We start from the raw sequence: 19,249 nt of genomic DNA, 5'->3' as shown, positions 1-19,249 counted from the left end.
GCGCGGACGCCCGGCTAGTTAGGCAGGGTCGACTGCGGCCGAGCGCTCTCCGGGGTGCCGGAGTCGGGAACGACCAGGGGCGGTTCGGCGGGGAACTCGGCGGTCTTCTTCTTGCGGGTCAGCAGGCCGATGATCGACGGGCGGCCCTGACTCTTGTTCCAGACGTCCACACCCACGGCCACGAGCAGCACCATGCCCTTGATGATCTGCACCCAGTCGGAGCCGACGCCCAGCAGCTGCAGTCCGTTGTTGAGCACGGCCATCACGAGGCCACCGATGATGGAGCCGATGACGGTTCCGATTCCACCGGACACGGCCGCACCGCCGATGAACACGGCGGCGATCGCGTCGAGCTCCCAGCTGAGGCCGTCCTGCGGGCCTGACGCCACCGAGCGGGCGACGAAGATCATGCCGGCGAGGGAGGCCAGGATCGACATGTTCATCATCACGAGGAAGTTCACCCGGCGGGACTTGACGCCGGAGAGTTCGGCAGCGAGCTTGTTGCCGCCGACCGCGTAGACGTGGCGGCCGAAGATGGTGTTGCGGGTGACGAAGGCGTAGAAGAGGACGAGCACGCCGAGGATGATCCCGGAGACGGGGAAGCTCGTGCCGACGCGGCCACCGGCGAACAGGATCGATGCGTAGACGATCACGGAGCAGAGCAGCACGACCTTCACGATGCTCACCCACAGCGGTGCGGGGGTGGAGCCCATGATCTTCTGCACGCGGCGTGCGCGCCACTCGGAGAAGATGACGGCCAGCACGATGACGAGGCCCAGCAACAGGGTCAGGTTGTTGTAGCCCGTGTTCGGGCCGACCTCCGGCAGGTAGCCCGATCCGATGATCGTGAAGCCGTCGGGCACGGGAACGGTGTTGGCGTTACCGATGACCTGGTTGCCACCGCGGAAGATGAGCATGCCGGCCAGTGTGACGATGAACGCGGGCACGCCCACGTAGGCCACCCAGGCTCCCTGCCAGGCCCCGATCAGCATGCCGACGACCAGGCCGAGCAGGATGGCCAGCGGCCAGGGCATGTTCCAGTCCCGCATGGCCGTGGCCACGACGATGCCCGTGAAGGCGGCCACGGAACCGACCGACAGGTCGATGTGACCGGCGATGATGACCATGACCATGCCGATGGCGAGGATCAGGATGTAGGAGTACTGACTGACCAGGTTGATCAGGTTGCCGGACGACAATGTCAGCCCGTCGGTCAGGTACTGGAAGAGAAGGATGATGGCGATCAGGCTGAAGAGGATGCCGAATTGCCGCAGGTTCGAGCTGCCGCTGCCGAAGATCTTCTTCAGATCACCGAGCGCGCTCGTGCGGGTACTCGTGTCTTCGCTCATATGCTCTGAACCTTCTTCCTTGCGGAGGTCATACTCTTCATCAGGGTTTCGGGATCGGCGGATTCCGCCGGGATGCAGTCGGTGATCGCGCCCTCGAAGACCGTATAGATGCGGTCCGCGAGGCCGAGGAGCTCCGGAAGCTCAGAGGAGATCAGGATGACTCCCTTACCCTGCTCGGCCAACTGCTGGATGATGCCGTAGATCTCGTACTTGGCACCCACATCGATGCCGCGGGTGGGTTCGTCCAGGATCAGCAGGTCAGGGTCGGTGAACATCCACTTGGCCAGGACCACCTTCTGCTGGTTGCCGCCGGAGAGCTTGCCGACGCCCGCATTGACGCTGGGGGTCTTGATCCGCAGGCTCTTGCGGTACTCCTCGGCGATGCCGAATTCCTTCGAGTCGTTGACGACCGGTCCGGACGAGATCTTCGCGAGTTTCGCCGAGACGATGGAGCGCTTGACGTCGTCGAGCAGGTTCAGGCCCAGCGCTTTGCGGTCCTCGCTCACATAGGCGAGACCGTGGTCGATGGCGTCGGCGACGCTCTTCAGGACGATTTCCTTGCCGTCCTTGTAGATGTGCCCGGAGAGGAAGTTGCCGTAGGACCGCCCGAAGATGCTCATGGCCAGTTCCGTGCGGCCGGCACCCATCAGACCGGCGATGCCGACGATCTCACCCTTGCGCACGGTGAGGCTGGAGCCCTTGACGACCATGCGCTCCGCGACCTGCGGGTGCTGCACGGTCCAGTCCCGCACCTCGAAGAAGACCTCACCGATGTGCGGCGTGCGGTCCGGGAAGCGGCTCTCCAGGCTGCGACCGACCATGCCGCGGATGATGCGGTCTTCGTTGACGCCATCGGCGACGACGTTCAGGGTCTCGATCGTCTTGCCGTCGCGGATGATCGTGATCGAATCCGCGACCTGTTCGATCTCGTTGAGCTTGTGGGAGATCATGATCGAGCTGATCCCCTTGCCCTTGAGCCCGCGGATCAGGTCCAGCAGGTGCATGGAGTCCGACTCGTTCAGGGCCGCGGTCGGCTCATCGAGGATGAGCACCTTGACCGACTTGTTCAGGGCCTTGGCGATCTCGACGAGCTGCTGCTTGCCGACGCCGATGTTCTTGATCAGGGTGTCCGGGTCGTCGCGCAGCCCGACTCGGGCGAGAAGCTCGAGCGCGGTCTTCTTGGCGGTGATCCAGTCGATCGCGCCCCACTTGGTCGGCTCGTTGCCGAGGAAGATGTTCTCCGTGATGGAGAGCTCCGGGATGAGCGCCAGCTCCTGGTGGATGATGACGATCCCCGCTTCTTCGCTCGAACGGATGTCCTTGAAGTGCACGTTCCGGCCCTGGTAGATGATGTCGCCCGTGTACGTGCCGAAGGGGTAGACACCGGAGAGCACCTTCATCAGCGTGGACTTGCCGGCGCCGTTCTCGCCGCAGATCGCGTGGATCTCACCGCGGTTCACCGTGATGGAGACGTCCGACAGGGCCTTGACCCCCGGGAACTCCTTGGTGATCGATCGCATCTCTAGGATTACGTGGTCACTGGACATCGTTGGACTCCTCACGCCCGGGTCCACGACTGGCATCCCACACCGAAGACGGGCTGGATGCGCTGAAGGAGAAGCCGAACCCGCCCCCGCTCAGCAGGGCGGCAGCGGAGCTGCCGGGCAGGTGGAAAAGTGTGCTCACAAGCTTGACCTCAATGTCATGCGATTCGAAATTTGTGGTGGTGTCCGGTCATATGTGACCGATCACATTGTCACTATAGACCCGTCGGCGGTCGTGGTGTCAAGCTCCGTTTGTCACGCTTGCGTAACAGCGCCCGGCACCCGCCACAGCCCCTCACAAGCCGTCGGGCGATCGGTCAGAACGGCGGCGGCGCGGTCGATCCGCGCACCACCAACTTCGGAACGATCGGCTCCGGCCGAGCACTCGGCGGCCCGTCGCCGAGACTGCTCAAAAGCAGGGCGATGCACCGCCGGCCGAGTTCGGCGAAGTCCTGCCGCACCGTCGTCAGCGGCGGCCAGAAATGTGCCGCTTCCGGAATATCGTCGAAGCCGACGATGCTCATATCGCGGGGCAGCACCAGCCCGGCCTCACGACAGGCGTGCATGAATCCCAGCGCCATCTGGTCGTTCGACGCGAAGATGGCGGTGAAATCTCGCATCCGGAGGAGTTCCCGGCCGGCGTGATAGCCGAAGTCGGCGGTCCAGTCGCCCAGGATCGGCGCCATCGTGGGCACGTCCCTGTCCCACATCTCGTCGAGGAAGCCACGCATCCGCGCCTCGGCCTCGATCCAGTCCTGAGGCCCGGCCAGGTGGTAGATCTGGCGGTGCCCGAGGTCGATCAGGTGCCGCGTTGCTTCCCTGGCCCCGGTCATCTGGTCGACGGACAGCGAGTTGTCGTTGAGGAGGCCCCGGGACGACAGCGTGACGAAGGGCACCTCGATCGACAGTTGTTCGAGAACGTCGAAGACCCGCACCTGCGGCGCGATCACGACGATCCCCTCCACGGACTGGTTCATCAGGTGGTCGATGGCCGCCTCGATCGACTCGGGATCGACGTTCGTCAGGTTGGCCGTGTTGACGTAGTAACCGGCCTCCCGGGCCGCATCCTGGATCGCGGCGATGCTGCTGGCCGGCCCGTAGGCACTCTCGGCCGAGAGCAGGCCGATGGTGCGTGAGCGCCCGCGCGACAGCGCTCGGGCGGCCCGGTTCGGCCGGTACTGCAGGTCTTCCATGACCTGGAGCACCTTCGCCTTGGTGGAATCGCGAATGCTGGGGTGGTCGTTGAGCACGCGGGACACGGTCTGATGGGAGACCCCCGCCAGGCGCGCCACATCACGGATGCTCGGGGCACGTCCCTTGGGCAGATCGAGAGTCACAGGAAGACCTTGGTCGTATGTGCACGGTCACAATTGTGAACGCAGAACCAGTATGCACGCCGGGGACGCTGTGCGGCGCACCTGCGGCGACCCCGCGCCGCGGGAGCCCGGGAAACCGGGCGTGGGCGCTGTGCCGAGATGAATGCCCCTGCAGGCATGACGAGATGGAATCGATTCACCCAACGGCATGCGTTGCCCGGCGCGCCGACTGGTGCCGTTTCACCGCGTGCACCGCCACCGCCAGGGCGGCCAGTACCGCCGGGACGATCAGGTTGGAGCCCGCGAGCGCGAGGAGACCGATCGTGAGCACGACCGATACGACGGCCAACCACCAGCCCACCGTGTAGCGGTCGAGCAGGCGTACGGCCGCGATCGTGCCGAGCACGCGTAGATGGCAACCATCGAGCTGGTGTGGATCAGGATGAACGCCGACAGCGGGAGATCCCAGACGACCATGGCCGCAAAGTAAGCGCCGATCATGGCCAGCACGACGGTCAGGCTGCGTCGCGGGACTCCCCCGGCCTCCACGCCGGCCGCCATCCAGCGGGGCAGGTCGCCGTCGCGGCCGAGCGACGCGCCGAGCTTTCCGAACGCCCCCAGGTAGACATTGAGCACGCCGACGGCCACGACTGCGGCGATCACGGCGACGAGCACCGGGCCGACCCCCGGCGCGTTCGTCGCCACCAGGTCGAGCAGCGGAACCTCTCCCTGCGCCGCGGACTCGCCCAGAACGGCGACCGTGACGTACTGCAGCGCCAGATAGGCGACGCCGACCACGACCAGGGCGATCGCCGTGGCGAGGGGGATGACCCGTCGGGGATTCCTGAACTCCCCCGCAATGTGGGTGCCGACCTCCCAGCCCGCGAAAGCCCAGACGAACAGGCTGATGGCCTGGCCGACGCCGCCCCAGCCCTGTGGCAGAAACGGCGCGAAGTTGTCAGGGTCGGCGGACGGGAATGCCAGCGCCACCACGCCGACCACCACGAAGAGAAGCGCGCCGGTGAGGATCAGCTGCGCCGCCCCCGACACCCGCACGCCCAGGTAGTTCGATACGAACGGCGGCACCAGGATTAGGAGGGCGACCCACGGTACCGCCGAACGCTCCGCACCGACGATGGCCACGACATACTCTGCCCCGAGCACAGCCACCACGGGCGCCCCGACGCCGACGCCGAAGAAGAACCAGTACCCGGTCATCCGTGCCCAGGTCTGCCCGAGGGACCGGCGCACATAGCTGGCGACGCCACCGGGGTCCGGATAGCGGGACGCCAGGGCGGCGAACGTGCCGGCCAGTGGGATCGACAGCAGGAAGACGACGAACACCGAGACCAGAGATGCCGGCCCGGCCGCGGCGGCGGCCAGGCCGGGCAACACGAGGATGCCCGTGCCGAGCACCGCAGCGATGTACAGGGCCGTGCCCTGCAGCAGGCCGAGGCTGCCGGCTCCAGGCGTCGCGGCATCCGGTGCCGAATCGCCCGGCCGGCGGGAGAGTTCCTGCGAAGAAGTGGTCACCTGACTATGGTGCCGCACAGCTCAGCCCCTCCGGAACGGCAGAAATGACACACTCCTCGAAGAAACTGCCAGTCTGGTTCCGGCTAGACGGCCGCGAGGGCTCGATCGATGTCGGCGATGAGGTCGGCGACATCCTCGATGCCCACGGAGAGACGGATCACGTTGTCCGCCACTTCGAGTTCGGTGCCGCGCACCGACGCGTGGGTCATCTCGGAGGGGTAGTTGACCAGCGATTCCACGCCGCCGAGAGATTCGGCGAGCTGGAACAGCTGCGTGGACTCGGCGAAGGAACGCGCCGCGGCCGCGCCGCCCACGAAGGAGATCGAGAGCATTCCGCCGAAGCCGCTCATCTGCTTCTTCGCCAGTTCGTGGCCCGGGTGGGTCGACAGGCCCGGGTAGTAGACCCGGTCGATCGCCGGGTGACCCTGCAGGTGCTCGGCGATGGCCTGGGCGTTGCTGCAGTGGCGGTCCATCCGCACCGACAGGGTCTTGATTCCGCGCACGGTGAGCCAGGCATCCATCGGGGCCGAGACGGGGCCGGCGGCGAACTGCAGGAACTGGGCCTTCTCGGCGAGCTCGTCGTCGTTGATGATCAGGGCGCCGCCGAGCACGTCGGAGTGTCCGCCGAGGTACTTCGTGGTGGAGTGCACCACGACGTCGGCTCCGAAGGACAGGGGCTGCTGCAGCGCGGGCGACGCGAACGTGTTGTCCACGATCACGGTCACGCCGAAGCGGTGGCCGATTTCGACCAGGGCCGCGATGTCGCAGACCTTCATCAGCGGGTTGCTGGGCGTCTCAACCCAGAGGATCTTCGTTTCGCCCGGGATGATGGCCTGTTCGACGGCGGCGAGGTCGCTCATCTCCACGGTGGAGTTGAGGATGCCCCAGGCGCCGTGCACCCGGTTGATCAGCCGATGCGTTCCACCGTAGACGTCGTTGCCCAGCACGATGTGGTCGCCCGGCGCGAGCAGGGCGCGCAGGATGGTGTCTTCCGCGGCCAGTCCGCTGGCGAAGGACAGACCGTGCTTGCCGCCCTCAAGCGCGGCCAGCAGAGTCTCCAGCACCGTGCGGGTCGGGTTGCCGCCGCGGCTGTATTCATAGCCGCCGCGCAGGTGCCCGATGCTCTCCTGCACATACGTCGACGTCTGATAGATCGGCGGGATCACGGCGCCGGTCGTCGGGTCGAATTCCTGCCCGGCGTGGATGGCGATGGTATCGAAGTTGTGAGCCATTGATTCGTCCTTAGTCATGCTGTTCAGGCGCTCAGGTAGGTGAGCAGGTCGTGGCGGGTGATGACGCCGAGGGGTTTGCCGCCGTCGGTGACGAGCAACGCGTCGTGGCCGGTGAAAGCGGCCCGCGCGGCCGCGACGGGCTCGTTCACCCCGATCAGCGGGAGGGAGCCGGCGACGAACTCGCCGACGCGGTCGGCCAGTTTCGCCTCCCCGGAGAAGACGAGTTCCATCAGCCGGCGTTCATCGATCGCGCCGACGACCTCCCCCATCACCACCGGGGGCTTTTCGGTGAGCACCAGCACCTGGGAGACGCTGGCCTCGGTCATCACCCCGATGGCGTCGTGCACCGTGGCGCTGGGGTGCACGTAGACGAACGGCGGCAGGGCGCCGGTCTTGGCTGCGAGCAGGTCGCCGACCGTGTGCCCGGCGGGCGCGTTGGTGAAACCGTAGCTGCGCATCCAGCCGTCGTTGAAGATCTTGCCCAGGTAGCCGCGCCCGCCGTCGGGCAGCAGCACGACGATGGTGTCGTCGGGGCCGAGGGTTTTCGCCGCGCGCAGGGCGGCGACGACGGCCATGCCGCTCGAGCCGCCGACCAGGATGCCCTCTTCGAGGGCGAGCCGGCGGGTCATCGCGAAGGAGTCGGCGTCGGAGACGGCGATCACCTCGTGCACGACCGCCGGGTCGTAGGCCCCCGGCCAGAAGTCCTCGCCCACGCCCTCGACCAGGTATGGCCGACCGGTGCCGCCGGAGTACACGGAGCCCTCCGGGTCGGCGCCGATGATGCGCACGGTGTCGCCCGAGACCTCGCGCAGGTACCGGCCGGTGCCGGTGATGGTGCCGCCGGTGCCGACGCCCGCGACGAAGTGCGTGAGCGTGCCGTCGGTGTCGCGCCAGATCTCCGGACCGGTCGTCTCGTAGTGGCTGAGCGGGCCGTTCGGGTTGAAGTATTGGTTGGGCTTGAACGCACCCGGGATCTCCCGGGCCAGCCGGTCGGACACGCTGTAATACGAGTCGGGGTGGTCGGGGGCGACGGATGTCGGCGTCACCACGATCTCGGCGCCGTACGCCGTGAGCACGTTGCGCTTGTCCTCGCCCACCTTGTCCGGCAGCACGAACACGCACTTGTAGCCGCGTTGCTGAGCGACGAGGGCCAGTCCGACGCCCGTGTTGCCCGAGGTCGGTTCGACGATGGTGCCGCCGGGGAGCAGGAGGCCGTCGCGTTCGGCGGCATCGATGATGCGCACCGCGATGCGGTCCTTCGCGGATCCGCCCGGGTTCAGGTACTCCAGCTTGACCAGCACGGTGGCGCTGATCCCCTCGGTCACCTTGTGCAGTCTGACCAGCGGGGTGTCGCCGATGAGGTCGAGAACGGTGTCGGCAATTTTCATCGAAAGTCCTTCATCGACGGTCTGTCGTCGGGCGTGTGTCGTCGGGGTTTCGGGCCGTGCCAACTCTATCGGCGCCCGCTGTGCGGGACCAGTCAGCGTTACTCGGCGAGAAGTTGCGTCAGCGGCGCCGGCGGCGCCGTGACCTGCTCGGAGTACAGGCGCGCATAGACGCCGTCCGCGGCGAGTAGTTCGGTGTGGGTTCCGCTCTCCACGATCCGGCCGGCGTCCACCACGAAGATGACGTCGGCCGACACGATGGTGGAGAGCCGGTGCGCGATGGCGATGGTCGTGCGCCCGCGGGACGCGGTGTCCAGGGCCGCCTGCACGACGCGCTCGGAGATGGCGTCAAGGGCGCTGGTGGCCTCGTCGAGGATGAGCACCTCCGGGTCTTTGAGCAGCACCCGTGCGATGGCGATGCGCTGCTTCTCGCCACCGGAGAGTCGGTAGCCGCGCTCCCCCACCACCGTGTCGTACCCGGCCGGGAAGGAGGCGATGGTGTCGTGGATACTCGCCGACCGGGCAGCGGCCTCGAGTTCGGCATCCGTCGCCTCCGGTTTCGCGTAGCGGAGGTTCTCCGCGATGGTGGCGTGAAAGAGGTAGGTCTCCTGGCTGACGATGCCGATGTGCGAGACGAGGGACTGCTGCCGGAGGGCGCGCACGTCGACGCCGGAGAAGAGCACCCGGCCCGCCGAGGCTTCGTAGAACCGCGGGATGAGGTAGGACACGGTGGTCTTGCCGGCGCCGGACGGGCCGACGAACGCGGCGAACTGGCCCGGCTCGATCGTGAAGCAGACATCGTCCAGGGTCGGGCGGGACTCCTCCCCGGCGTCCGGATAGGCGAAGGTGACCCGGTCGAAGGCAACCCGCCCCACCGCCTCGCCGGCCGTGGGCACGGGGGCTGCATCGGGGGCGTCCCGGATCAGCGGGGTGAGGTCGAGGTACTGGAAGATCCGCGCGAACAGGGCGCTCGAGGTCTGCAGGTCGAGCGCGACGCGCATCAGGCCGAGAAGCGGGAACAGCAGACGCGACTGCACGGTGGTGAACGCCACGATCGTGCCGGCCGTGATGTCGGTCGTGCCGCTGCCCATCAACAGCCCGGCCACGAGATAGACGATCGCGGGGATGCTGGAGAGGAAGATGCTCACCATCGCGAAGAACCACTGACCGCTCATCTGCTGGCTGACCTGCAGCTGCACCTGGTTGGCGTTCTCGTCGGCGTACCGACGGATCTCCGTCTGCTGCCGGGTGAAACTCTTGGAGAGCAGGATGCCGGAGACGCTCAGCGTCTCCTGGGTGATCGCCGTCATATCCGAGAGCGACTCCTGGGTCTTGGCTGCGATCCGGGCGCGCACCTGGCCGACCCGGCGCTGAGCGAAGACCAGCACGGGCATCAGGATCACGGCCACGATGGCCAGTTGCCAGCTCAGCAGGAGCATGGCGACCAGGGCCGCGATCACGGTGACGGCGTTGCCGAGCAGGCTGGAGACCGTGTTGGTGAGCACGCTCGCGACGCCGCCCACGTCGTTCTGCAATCGCGATTGGATGACGCCCGTCTTGGTGCGGGTGAAGAAGCTCAGTTCCATCGATTGCAGGTGGGTGAACAGCCGCACCCGCAGAGCACCCATCACCGAGTTGCCCACGGTGGCGGTGAGCCAGGTCTGCCAGACGCCGAGCAGCTGGGACCCCAGGTAGATGGCGATCATCACACCCACGAGCACGGCGAGGTGCTGCACGTTCGGGCTGCCGTCGGGCGGGAACAGACCCTCGTCGAAGGCGCGCTGCACGAGCAGGGGTGGCACCACCGAGAGCGCCGCGCCGATGAAGACGAGCACCACGGTGACGGTGAGTGCTGCCCGGTGGGGTGCGAACAGGCCGCTGATGCGGCGCAGCAGATGGGGGATGCGTGGGGCTTCGGCGTTCTCGGCGCGCTGCGCCACGGCGTCGCCACCGCTGACCCGGCCCCGCCGACCGCCGCCTCCTCCGCCTCCGTGCATTCCACTCATGAATTCACTCTAAACTCCTCCGCGACTGCCTCCCCGCGACCCCGGACCGGCCCCCGCCGCAACCCCGGCCGCAACCCCGCGGAGACACAACTGTGCCCGTTCCGGACATGTGTTGCCCGTGGGGCGGGAACACTTGTCCGAAACGGGCACAGTTGCTGATGCGGCTAGCCCTTTGTCGAACCGGCCAGGAGGCCGCGCACGAAGTAGCGCTGCAGGGAGAAGAACACGAGCAGCGGAACCAGGATCGAGATGAACGCGCCCGCGGTGAGCAGATGCCAGTCCTGGCCCCGGGTTCCGGTGATCTCGGCCAGCAGTTTGGTCATCGGGGCGACCGCGCCGTCCGCGAAGATCAGCGCCACCAGCAGGTCGTTCCAGACCCACAGGAACTGGAAGATGGCGAAGGATGCGATCGCCGGCATGGTGAGCGGCAGCACGATCCGGAAGAAGATCTGCCCGTGCCCCGCACCGTCGACCCGTGCGGCTTCGATGACGTCGGCGGGAATCTCCGACACGAAGTTGTGCAGCAGGTAGATGGCCAGCGGCAGGGCGAACATCGTGTGCGCGATCCACACCTGGGAGTAGCCGCCGGCGTCGCTGATGGCGGAAACCACCGGGATGCCGAAGATCTCACCCTGCGAGAAGAACTGCAGGAGCGGAACGAGTGCCATCTGCAGGGGCACGATCTGCAGAGCGAAGACCGCGATGAACAGCACGTTCTTGCCGCGGAAGTCGATCCAGGCGAAGGCGTAGGCGGCCAGGCTGGCCACGATCAGCGGGAGCAGCGTGGCGGGGAGGGTGATCGCGATCGAGTTGATGAACGCGCCGGCCAGGTTCAGCTGGCTGTTACCGGCCTGCAGAACGTCGCTGTAGTTGTCGAGGGTGAGGCCCCAGTTCGAGAAGAGCGTCCACCAACCGGTGGTGCGCACCTCCTGCGCCGGACGGAACGAGGAGACGAACAGCCCGAACGTCGGGATCGTCCAGAGTACGGCGATCACGAGGGCCGCCATGGTGGCGCCGCGGCTGGTCAGCCGCTTCTTGGTGCGTTTGGCCGCTGTCGATTCCTGACGGCGTTCACCGCGGCGAATCTGGCTCTGGGTGGCTTCGTCGGGAAGCTCAACCGGAAGTATCGCGCTCATCGGATTTCCCTTTGCTTCTGGATCTGGCGGGCGTTGTAGACGACGATCGGGAGCACCAGCAGGAACAGGATCACGGCGAAGGCCGCGGACCGACCCTGCTCGAAGTTCTTGAACTGCGTGTACATCTCGTTCGCGATGACGCTGGTGTCGTTGGCGCCTGCGGTCATGGTCCTAACGATGTCGAAGACCTTGAGGGAGGCGATGGAAATCGTCGTCAGCACGACGACCAGGGCGCTGCGGATGCCGGGGACAGTCACGTTGGTGAACTTCTGCCAGGCGTTGGTGCCGTCGAGTTCGGCGGCCTCCATCTGCTCGGCCGGCACGCCCTTGATGGCCGCGGACAGCACGACCATGGCGAATCCGGTCTGCACCCAGATCAGGACGACGATCAGGAAGACGGTGTTCCACGGGGCGTTCGCCAGGAAGTCGACCGGCTGGCCGCCGAACCACACCACGACCTGGTTGAGCAGGCCGATCTGGTTCTGGTCGGCCGGGCGGGCCGTGTAGATGAAGCGCCAGATGATGGATGCCCCGACAAACGAGATGGCCATGGGCATGAAGACCATGATCTTGAAGTACTTCTCGCCGCGGCTCTTGTCGATGAAGACCGCGTAGGCCAGGCCGGCGACCGTGGACACGAGCGGGGTGATGAGCACCCAGACGATCGTGTTGAGCACCGTGCGGATGGCCTCCGGCTGGGTGAACACCCAGACGAAGTTGTCGAAGCCGATGAACTCGGTACCCCGGGAGTTCATGAAGGCCTGCACCGTGGTCTGGATGGTCGGGATGATGAGGCCGATGATGAGGAGCAAGATGGCCGGCGAGAGGAAGCCGAAGAGCTGGAAGAGGTAGCCGGCGCCGGCACGCGACCGGTAGTCGACGATGAAGAAGACACCACCGAGCACGGCTGCCGCGGCGGTCGCCCACCAGTACGATCCGGCGGCCAGCAGGATGAGCATCGGAGCGGCGACGCAGACGGCGAGGCGGATGACGGTGTAGACGGCCCCCTTGCGCGGGGCTATTTCGACGAAGAACAGGATCGCGGCCACCAGGGCCACAAACGTGAAGATGATTATGGGGACTTGCGCGAGTGCCGGCAAATCAGCCAGCCAGGCAAGGAATGCCGACATTTGAAACCTCTCGAGTACGACTGCGGACTCACAGTGTTCGCTGGTGGGGCGGAAAACTACCGCCACGGTACACCAGCAGAGGGGTGCGGGTCGCCCTTTTCGTGGGGGCGACCCGCACCGTTTGGTGCTCGTACTGCACGTGCTGATTCAGTGTGTGCAGATACTCAGTGTGTGCTGCTGTGGAACGACTGCGACTAGCTGGACGGCCAGCCGGCTTCGATGCTGGTGAGCACCTCGTCGGTTGACGTGCCGTTGACCCAGTTGACCATTCCCTTCCAGAAGGTGCCGGCGCCCACGGAGCCGGGCATCAGGTCGGAGCCGTCGAAGCGGAAGGTGGTTTCCGGGTCCTGAAGGATCTTGATTGCTTCCTGCAGGATCGGGCTCTTCGCGTTCTTCGGGTCCAGACCCGAGTTGGCGCTGATGACACCACCGAGGGCAACGCGGCTGTTCGCCCAGTCGTCGCTGGAGAGGTACGTCTGAACGGCCTGCGTGTCGGCGTCATCGGCGAATGCGGCGACGATCTCGCCACCACCGGTCACAGCCTGGCTGCCGGCTTCTTCGGCCGGGGTGATGAAGGCCCAGACGTCACCGTCGGGACCGACCTCTCCGCCGGCATCCGTGATGAAGCCGTCGAAGAAGGATGCCTGGTGGTGCAGCGCGCAGGTACCCTCGGCGAGCGGCGTGGCCACGTCACCGAACGCGGTGCTGTTGATCGAGCGGACGTCACCGAATGCGGCGTTGACGTAGGCCGGGTTCAGCAGGATCTCTCCGACGGAGTCGAAGGCCGACTTGATCGCAGGGTCAGTGAACGGGATCTCGTTGGCAACCCACTTGTCGTAGGTCTCCGGCCCAGCCTGGCGCAGGACGAGGTCTTCGACCCAGTCCGTGCCCGGCCAACCGGTGGCGTCACCCGAGCCGAATCCGGCGCACCACGGGGCGCTGCCGGTCGTCTCCTGGATGGTCTTCGTCACGGCGAGGAGCTCGTCCCAGGTTTCGGGAACTTCAACACCCCACTCGGTGAACTTGGCCGGGGAGTACCAGATGAAACCCTTGACGCTGGCCATCAGCGGAGCGCCGTAGAACGTGTCGCCGACGGTGCCGTAGGCCTTCCAGTCTTCGGACCAGAACTCGTCGACGTTGTCCTCGACGGACTTCGGAGCCGGCTTCAGGAAGTCGCGGCTGGCCAGGTCGGCCATCAGGCCGGGCTGCGGGAAGATCGCGATGTCGGGAGCGCTGCCGCCCTGGGCGCGGATGGCGATCTGAGCTTCGAATTCCTTCGACGCTTCGTACTGGATGTCAATGTCGTTTTCTTCTTCCCAGGCAGCCCAGGACTCTTCCAGGAGCTCGGCCTCGGTGTCTCCGATGGTGCCGTAAACGGATACGACGCCGTCGCCCTCTGCTCCGGCTTCGCTGTTCGTGCTGCCGGGACCGCCGGAACAACCGGCCAGGGTCAGACCTGCTATCGCCGCGATGGCGATGGGTGCTGTGATTCGGCGGTGGAATGACCGCATTTTTCCTCCTCGTTGAGTGATGGCGGTGTGCGAATGGTTTTTTCCAACGACACCGAGGTGATGCAGGTACTGCTTGTGTGCTGAAAACGATCAGATAAGGAACCGGTTCCACACGACAAGTTACGGCACGAAGGAGCGAATCGCAAGACCGGCTTTGTCACGGAATGGCAAAGATCGCGCTCCCACGGGAAAAGTCCGTCATCCTGCGCAGTGGATCGCCGTCAAATCATGCACATTTCATGGAACCGGTTCCAGCGGCGGCCCGGGAGCTGTACAGTAATCGGAACGGATCCAAGGGCGGAGGCTGGAATGAGCGCAATTGCAGATGTCGCGCGCCTCGCCGGCGTGGCGAAAGCCACCGCATCCCGGGCACTGAGCGGTCGGGGCTATGTGTCGGAGGAGACCCGGCGCAAAGTCATCGAGGCAGCCAGGGAGATCGGCTATGTCGCCTCCCCGAATGCCGCCAGCCTGGTCACAGGACGCACCAAGAGCATCGGGGTGATCATTCCGTTCATCAGTCGCTGGTTCTTCTCCGAGGTGCTGGAGAGCATGGAACAGGCACTGCTGGACGAGGGGTACGACATGACCCTCTACAACCTGCCGGCCCCGTCACCGGAGCGGGAGCGGGTCTTCGACTACTTCCTGGCCCGCAAGCGCTTCGACGGCGTGATCTCGGTGGGGGTGGCCCTCAGCGACAACGAGGTCAACCTGCTGCACCGTCTGGGTCGCCCGCTCGTGGGTATCGGCGGCCCGATCCGCGGTGTGCACACGATCGCCATCGACGACGTGGCCTGCGCCCGGCTCGCGACAGAACACCTGCTCAGCCTCGGCCACACCGACATCGTGCACATCGGCGGGAGCAAGGAAGACGAGATGGACTTCCAGGTGCACAGCAACCGGCTCACCGGTTTCTACGCCGCCATGGATGAGGCCGGACTGCCGTCCGAGGGCTCCGGCTCGTTCTACGCCTGCGAATTCACCATGCCCGGCGGCTACCAGGTGGGCCAGGCCGTTTTCGGCGACCCGCGCACGCGTCCCACCGCGGTTTTCGCCGCGAGTGACGAGATCGCCATCGGACTCATCGTCGCCGCGCGGGAGCTCGGCATTCAGGTGCCGGCGGACCTCTCCGTGATCGGCATCGACGGACACCCGTACGCCGACATGTTCCGGTTGACGACGATCGAGCAGCACCCCCGGCGACAGGGCCGCCTGGCCGTGCTCTCGCTCCTGGCCGAGCTGGAAACGGCCACACCCGGCGAGGAGGATCACCTCACGGTGCTGCCGACGAACCTGGTCATCCGTTCGAGCACCAGCGGGCCGCGGCCACCGCACGGAGGCTGACCGGCCCGCCTGAGCGCCGGACCGGGGTTAAGGAGAGAAGGCGTCGCATCCGTTGGATGCGACGCCTTCTTCGTGTTGACGGCTTGCGCCGTCACGCATTCTCGAAGAGAACAGAACCCCTTGCGGGGCCCCGACTACTTGAGGGCTGCGGTGGCGCCGGCAGCTTCGAGAGCAGCCTTGCCCTTTTCGGCAGCTTCCTTGGAAACGCCTTCGAGGACGGCCTTCGGCGCGCCATCGACGACGGCCTTGGCCTCGCCGAGGCCCAGGCTGGTGAGCTCGCGCACAACCTTGATGACCTGGATCTTCTTGTCGCCGACAGCCTCGAGGATGACGTCGAAAGCGGACTGCTCTTCGACCTCTTCAGCGGGTGCAGCAGGACCGGCAGCGCCGGCAACGGCGACCGGAGCAGCAGCGGTGACCTCGAAGGTCTCCTCGAACGCCTTGACGAACTCGGAGAGCTCGATGAGGGTGAGGCCCTTGAACTGTTCGAGCAATTCCTCGGTGGAAAGCTTTGCCATGATTTTTCTCCCTATAGTTTCTTAGTTACTCACCGCGATGCCAGGCCGATGCCTAGTTCGCGGACTCCTGCTTCTCACGCAGCGCGTCGATGGTGCGAACAGCCTTCGACAGCGGTGCGTTGAACAGATATGCGGCTCCGAACAGCGAGGCCTTGAATGCGCCGGCCAGCTTGGCCAGCAGCACTTCGCGGGACTCGAGGTCGGCGAGCTTGCCTACCTCTGCGGCGGTGAGCGGGTTACCGTCGAAGTAACCACCCTTCACTACCAGGAGAGGGTTTGCCTTGGTGAAGGCACGCAGGGTCTTCGCGACGGCGACAGGGTCTCCGTGCACGAATGCGATTGCGGACGGACCGACAAGCTCGTCGTCAAACGACGTGATGCCGGCGTTGTTCGCCGCAATCTTGGTCAGCGTGTTCTTCACCACGGCGTACGTGGCGTCCGCACTGATGGAAACGCGCAGCGACTTGAGCTGCGCAACAGTGAGACCGCGGTACTCGGTGAGCAGAACGGCGGTCGAGCTCTGGAATTTCTCCGTAAGCTCGGCGACCGTTGCTTCCTTGTTCGCCATGGCGCTCCTCTTGGTTTCATGTGCCGGTAGCCCGGGGCGCAGACATGAAAAAAGCTCCAGCGCAGGCGCCGGAGCTGGGAACGCATTCCATGGGAATGCAGTCTGACTTCGAATCCTGCGCGGGCCGTTCACGTGAATGAACCTTCGATTGCCCCTGTATTTCTACATGGCAATAACCGGCGGTCTTTGGCTTTCCCCCACGTTACGGGACGAGGATGCCCGGCGCAAATCGACATCCGTGCCCTACCGCCGTCACTGCGCGGAGAAAGTAGTTGACGTGTGTCCACTAGATGCATATAGTTGCAGCTTGTCAACAATCTCCAGGAGTCGCATGTCCCGCGCCCAGCGCCCCACCCCCGCCTCGCCCCGGCGCACCATCTCCGCCGACGGCAGCATGACGCAGCGCCAGGTGCTCGAAGCCCTGTCCGGGCTGCTGATGGGCATGTTCGTCTCGATCCTGGCCGGCACCGTGGTCGCCACCTCCATGCCGGTCATCATCTCCGACCTGCACGGCGACCAGTCCGCCTACACCTGGGTGATCACCGCCACCCTGCTCGCCACCACCGTGAGCACGCCGATCTGGGGCAAGTTCGCCGACCTCTTCAACCGCAAGCTGCTCATCCAGCTGGCCCTCGCGGTCTTCGTGATCGGGTCGGCGCTGGCCGGCTTCTCCCAGGACACGGGCACCCTGATCGCCTTCCGGGTGCTGCAGGGCCTCGGTGCCGGCGGCCTCGCAGCGCTCAGCCAGATCATCATGGCGGACATCATCAGCCCGCGTGACCGAGGCAAGTACGCCGGCCTGTTCGGCGCGGTCATGGCTCTCGGCACGGTCGGCGGCCCCCTGCTCGGCGGAGTGGTGACGGATGCGTTCGGCTGGCGCTGGAACTTCTTCATCGCCCTTCCGGTGGCCGTCATCGCCATCGTGCTGCTGCAGCGCACACTGCACCTGCCGCCGCGGATCAAGCGCGTGGTGCGGATCGACTACCTCGGCGCGGTGCTGATCACCGGGGGCGTCTCGCTGCTGCTGATCTGGGTGACCCTGGCCGGAACCCAGTTCGAATGGGCATCCGTCGCCTCGTTCGCCATGGTTCTCGGCGCGGGCCTGCTGCTGCTCCTGGCCGTGCTCGTGGAGTTCCGGGCACCGGAGCCGATCATCCCGCTGGGCCTGTTCCGGAACCGCACCTTCACGCTGGCCACCATCGCCAGCATCTCCGTCGGCGTGGCCATGTTCGGCACCTCGGTGTTCCTCAGCCAGTACATGCAGCTCGCCCGCGGCGCCACCCCGACCGAGTCCGGGCTGCTCACCATCCCGATGATGGGCGGGTTCCTGATCTCCTCGACCCTCTTCGGCACCCTGATCAGCCGCACCGGCAAGTGGAAGTCGATCATGGTCTCCGGCAGCGTGCTCGTGATCGTGGGGCTGCTGCTGCTCGGCACCCTGGACTACCGCACCAGCCTGGTCTTCGTCGGCGTGTTCATGTTCGTGCTCGGCGCTGGCCTCGGCATGCTGATGCAGAACCTCGTGCTCGTGGTGCAGAACTCGATCGAGGTGAGCCGCCTGGGCGTGGCCACCAGCGCAGTGACCTTCTTCCGCAGCCTCGGCGGCACCATCGGCGTCTCCGTGCTCGGCTCCGTGCTCGGCACCGTCGTGGCCCGGCAGATCAGGGACGGCATCGGCGGGCTCAGCCCGGCCAATCAGGCTGCCGCCGCGGAGACCCTCGGCTCGGGGGCCATCCCCCACATCAACGCGCTGCCGGATGCCCTCCGCCTGCTGGTCGAATCGGCCTACGGCTCCGGCGTGGGCACCGTGTTCCTGCTCGGCGCCCCCCTGGCCGTGATCACGCTCGTGATGGTCTCGCTGCTGCCCAACACCTCGCTCGGGGAGCAGAGCGCGATCGCACGCGCCCACGCGGAGGACACCGCGGCCGACGTCCACCGTGAGCTCGAGGACGCCGAGGACATGCTGATCGAGGTGAGCGCGGCATCCGCGGGGCTGGTGCCGTCGGGTCGGAACCACCCGACCGGCACGATCCGGCTGCCCGAGGCGGCGCCCGGGTCCCGCGGCGAACCCGGCGAGGCCCCGCCTCGGGCGACGCGTCAGTAGTCTGTGACCATGACGAACCCGGCGGCACCCCAGACCGCTTCAGGCACGGCAGGCTCGGACACAGCAGGCTCGGACACGGGAGGCTCGGACACGGCGGCGGCGATCGCCGAGGTGGAGCAGGAGATGAGCATCCTGGCCGGGCACATCCGGGCCAGCATGCGCGACGCGGCACTCTGCATCGACCCGAGCCTGCAGCCGTTCGGACTGAAAGTGCTGCGCCTGCTCAGCCGGAGCGGGCCGATGCACGCCAGTGCCGTCGCCGGCGCGCTCTACGTGGACAAGAGCGTGATCAGCCGCCAGGCCAAGGTGCTCTGCGGGCTCGGCCTGGTCGAGACCCAGGTGGATCCGGAAGACGGACGCGCCCGGTTCCTCGCGGTGACGCCGGCCGCGGTGCGGAAGCTCGCCGAGGTGCGGGCCGGCGACACGGCGATCATCCACCGGCGGCTGAGTCGCTTCTCCCCCGAGGACCTGCACCGGCTCACGGCCCTGCTCGCCCAGCTCAACACGCCCTAGCCTCCGCGCGTGGCCGCCGCAGGACATCCGTCGCCGGCTCTGCCCGAACGAATTCGCAAGGGG

At 66.3% G+C, this 19,249-nt stretch carries 16 protein-coding genes; 3 read left to right on the top strand and 13 right to left on the bottom strand.

What is annotated here, in order from left to right; genetic code table 11:
* Nucleotides 1-14: 14 nt before the first annotated feature.
* The 11 genes from mmsB to AC0J5J_RS11765 form a co-directional block, all read right to left on the bottom strand.
* The gene (gene mmsB / locus AC0J5J_RS11815) at nucleotides 15-1,349 is read right to left on the bottom strand and encodes a multiple monosaccharide ABC transporter permease (RefSeq protein ID WP_134424729.1); all 1,335 of its coding nucleotides are present in this window, start codon (nucleotides 1,347-1,349) and stop codon (nucleotides 15-17) included.
* Nucleotides 1,346-2,896: a multiple monosaccharide ABC transporter ATP-binding protein gene (gene mmsA, locus AC0J5J_RS11810; RefSeq protein ID WP_134424728.1), complete on the bottom strand. Its 1,551-nt coding sequence runs from the start codon at nucleotides 2,894-2,896 to the stop codon at nucleotides 1,346-1,348. Before mmsA ends, mmsB begins: the two co-directional genes overlap by 4 nt.
* A complete protein-coding gene (locus AC0J5J_RS11805; RefSeq protein WP_474898139.1) occupies nucleotides 2,886-3,035 on the bottom strand; it encodes a hypothetical protein in 150 nt (49 codons plus the stop codon). The genes mmsA and AC0J5J_RS11805 overlap by 11 nt, the downstream gene beginning before the upstream one ends.
* Nucleotides 3,036-3,210: 175 nt before the next feature.
* Nucleotides 3,211-4,230, bottom strand: coding sequence for a LacI family DNA-binding transcriptional regulator (locus AC0J5J_RS11800; protein ID WP_134424727.1), 1,020 nt, complete (start codon nucleotides 4,228-4,230; stop codon nucleotides 3,211-3,213).
* 267 nt (nucleotides 4,231-4,497) lie between these two features.
* A complete protein-coding gene (locus tag AC0J5J_RS11795) occupies nucleotides 4,498-5,742 on the bottom strand; it encodes an APC family permease (protein ID WP_474898137.1) in 1,245 nt (414 codons plus the stop codon).
* 83 nt (nucleotides 5,743-5,825) lie between these two features.
* Nucleotides 5,826-6,974, bottom strand: a complete 1,149-nt coding sequence (locus AC0J5J_RS11790; RefSeq protein WP_134424725.1) for a cystathionine gamma-synthase — start codon at nucleotides 6,972-6,974, stop codon at nucleotides 5,826-5,828.
* A gap of 23 nt (nucleotides 6,975-6,997) precedes the next feature.
* Complete coding sequence (locus AC0J5J_RS11785; protein ID WP_134424724.1) at nucleotides 6,998-8,362, bottom strand: cystathionine beta-synthase; 1,365 nt, start codon at nucleotides 8,360-8,362, stop codon at nucleotides 6,998-7,000.
* A gap of 98 nt (nucleotides 8,363-8,460) precedes the next feature.
* Complete coding sequence (locus AC0J5J_RS11780) at nucleotides 8,461-10,365, bottom strand: ABC transporter ATP-binding protein (protein ID WP_474898135.1); 1,905 nt, start codon at nucleotides 10,363-10,365, stop codon at nucleotides 8,461-8,463.
* Nucleotides 10,366-10,529: 164 nt separating this feature from the next.
* Complete coding sequence (locus AC0J5J_RS11775) at nucleotides 10,530-11,501, bottom strand: carbohydrate ABC transporter permease (RefSeq protein WP_134424723.1); 972 nt, start codon at nucleotides 11,499-11,501, stop codon at nucleotides 10,530-10,532.
* Nucleotides 11,498-12,631: a carbohydrate ABC transporter permease gene (locus AC0J5J_RS11770; RefSeq protein ID WP_134424722.1), complete on the bottom strand. Its 1,134-nt coding sequence runs from the start codon at nucleotides 12,629-12,631 to the stop codon at nucleotides 11,498-11,500. The genes AC0J5J_RS11775 and AC0J5J_RS11770 overlap by 4 nt, the downstream gene beginning before the upstream one ends.
* A gap of 194 nt (nucleotides 12,632-12,825) precedes the next feature.
* Nucleotides 12,826-14,142 (bottom strand): ABC transporter substrate-binding protein, encoded by a 1,317-nt coding sequence (locus AC0J5J_RS11765; RefSeq protein ID WP_134424721.1) that lies wholly within the window; start codon nucleotides 14,140-14,142, stop codon nucleotides 12,826-12,828.
* A 309-nt stretch (nucleotides 14,143-14,451) separates the two neighbouring features.
* Here AC0J5J_RS11765 and AC0J5J_RS11760 point away from each other — a divergent pair, with 309 nt between their 5' ends.
* On the top strand, nucleotides 14,452-15,483 hold the full coding sequence (locus AC0J5J_RS11760; protein WP_134424720.1) for a LacI family DNA-binding transcriptional regulator: 1,032 nt from the start codon (nucleotides 14,452-14,454) through the stop codon (nucleotides 15,481-15,483).
* A gap of 134 nt (nucleotides 15,484-15,617) precedes the next feature.
* Here AC0J5J_RS11760 and rplL read toward each other — a convergent pair whose 3' ends face one another.
* Both rplL and rplJ read right to left on the bottom strand, forming a co-directional pair.
* Complete coding sequence (gene rplL, locus AC0J5J_RS11755) at nucleotides 15,618-16,001, bottom strand: 50S ribosomal protein L7/L12 (RefSeq protein ID WP_134363492.1); 384 nt, start codon at nucleotides 15,999-16,001, stop codon at nucleotides 15,618-15,620.
* 52 nt (nucleotides 16,002-16,053) lie between these two features.
* Nucleotides 16,054-16,569 (bottom strand): 50S ribosomal protein L10, encoded by a 516-nt coding sequence (rplJ, locus tag AC0J5J_RS11750; protein ID WP_104100771.1) that lies wholly within the window; start codon nucleotides 16,567-16,569, stop codon nucleotides 16,054-16,056.
* Between the two features lie 394 nt (nucleotides 16,570-16,963).
* On the opposite strand from rplJ, the gene AC0J5J_RS11745 reads away from it, so the two are divergent.
* Together AC0J5J_RS11745 and AC0J5J_RS11740 are read left to right on the top strand one after the other, a co-directional pair.
* Nucleotides 16,964-18,673, top strand: coding sequence for an MDR family MFS transporter (locus AC0J5J_RS11745; protein ID WP_134424764.1), 1,710 nt, complete (start codon nucleotides 16,964-16,966; stop codon nucleotides 18,671-18,673).
* A 9-nt stretch (nucleotides 18,674-18,682) separates the two neighbouring features.
* Complete coding sequence (locus tag AC0J5J_RS11740) at nucleotides 18,683-19,186, top strand: MarR family winged helix-turn-helix transcriptional regulator (RefSeq protein ID WP_134424719.1); 504 nt, start codon at nucleotides 18,683-18,685, stop codon at nucleotides 19,184-19,186.
* Nucleotides 19,187-19,249 lie beyond the last annotated feature (63 nt).

This window comes from Cryobacterium sp. TS_SC_7, from assembly GCF_056156285.1.
This window is presented reverse-complemented; position numbering and strand designations above follow the sequence as displayed.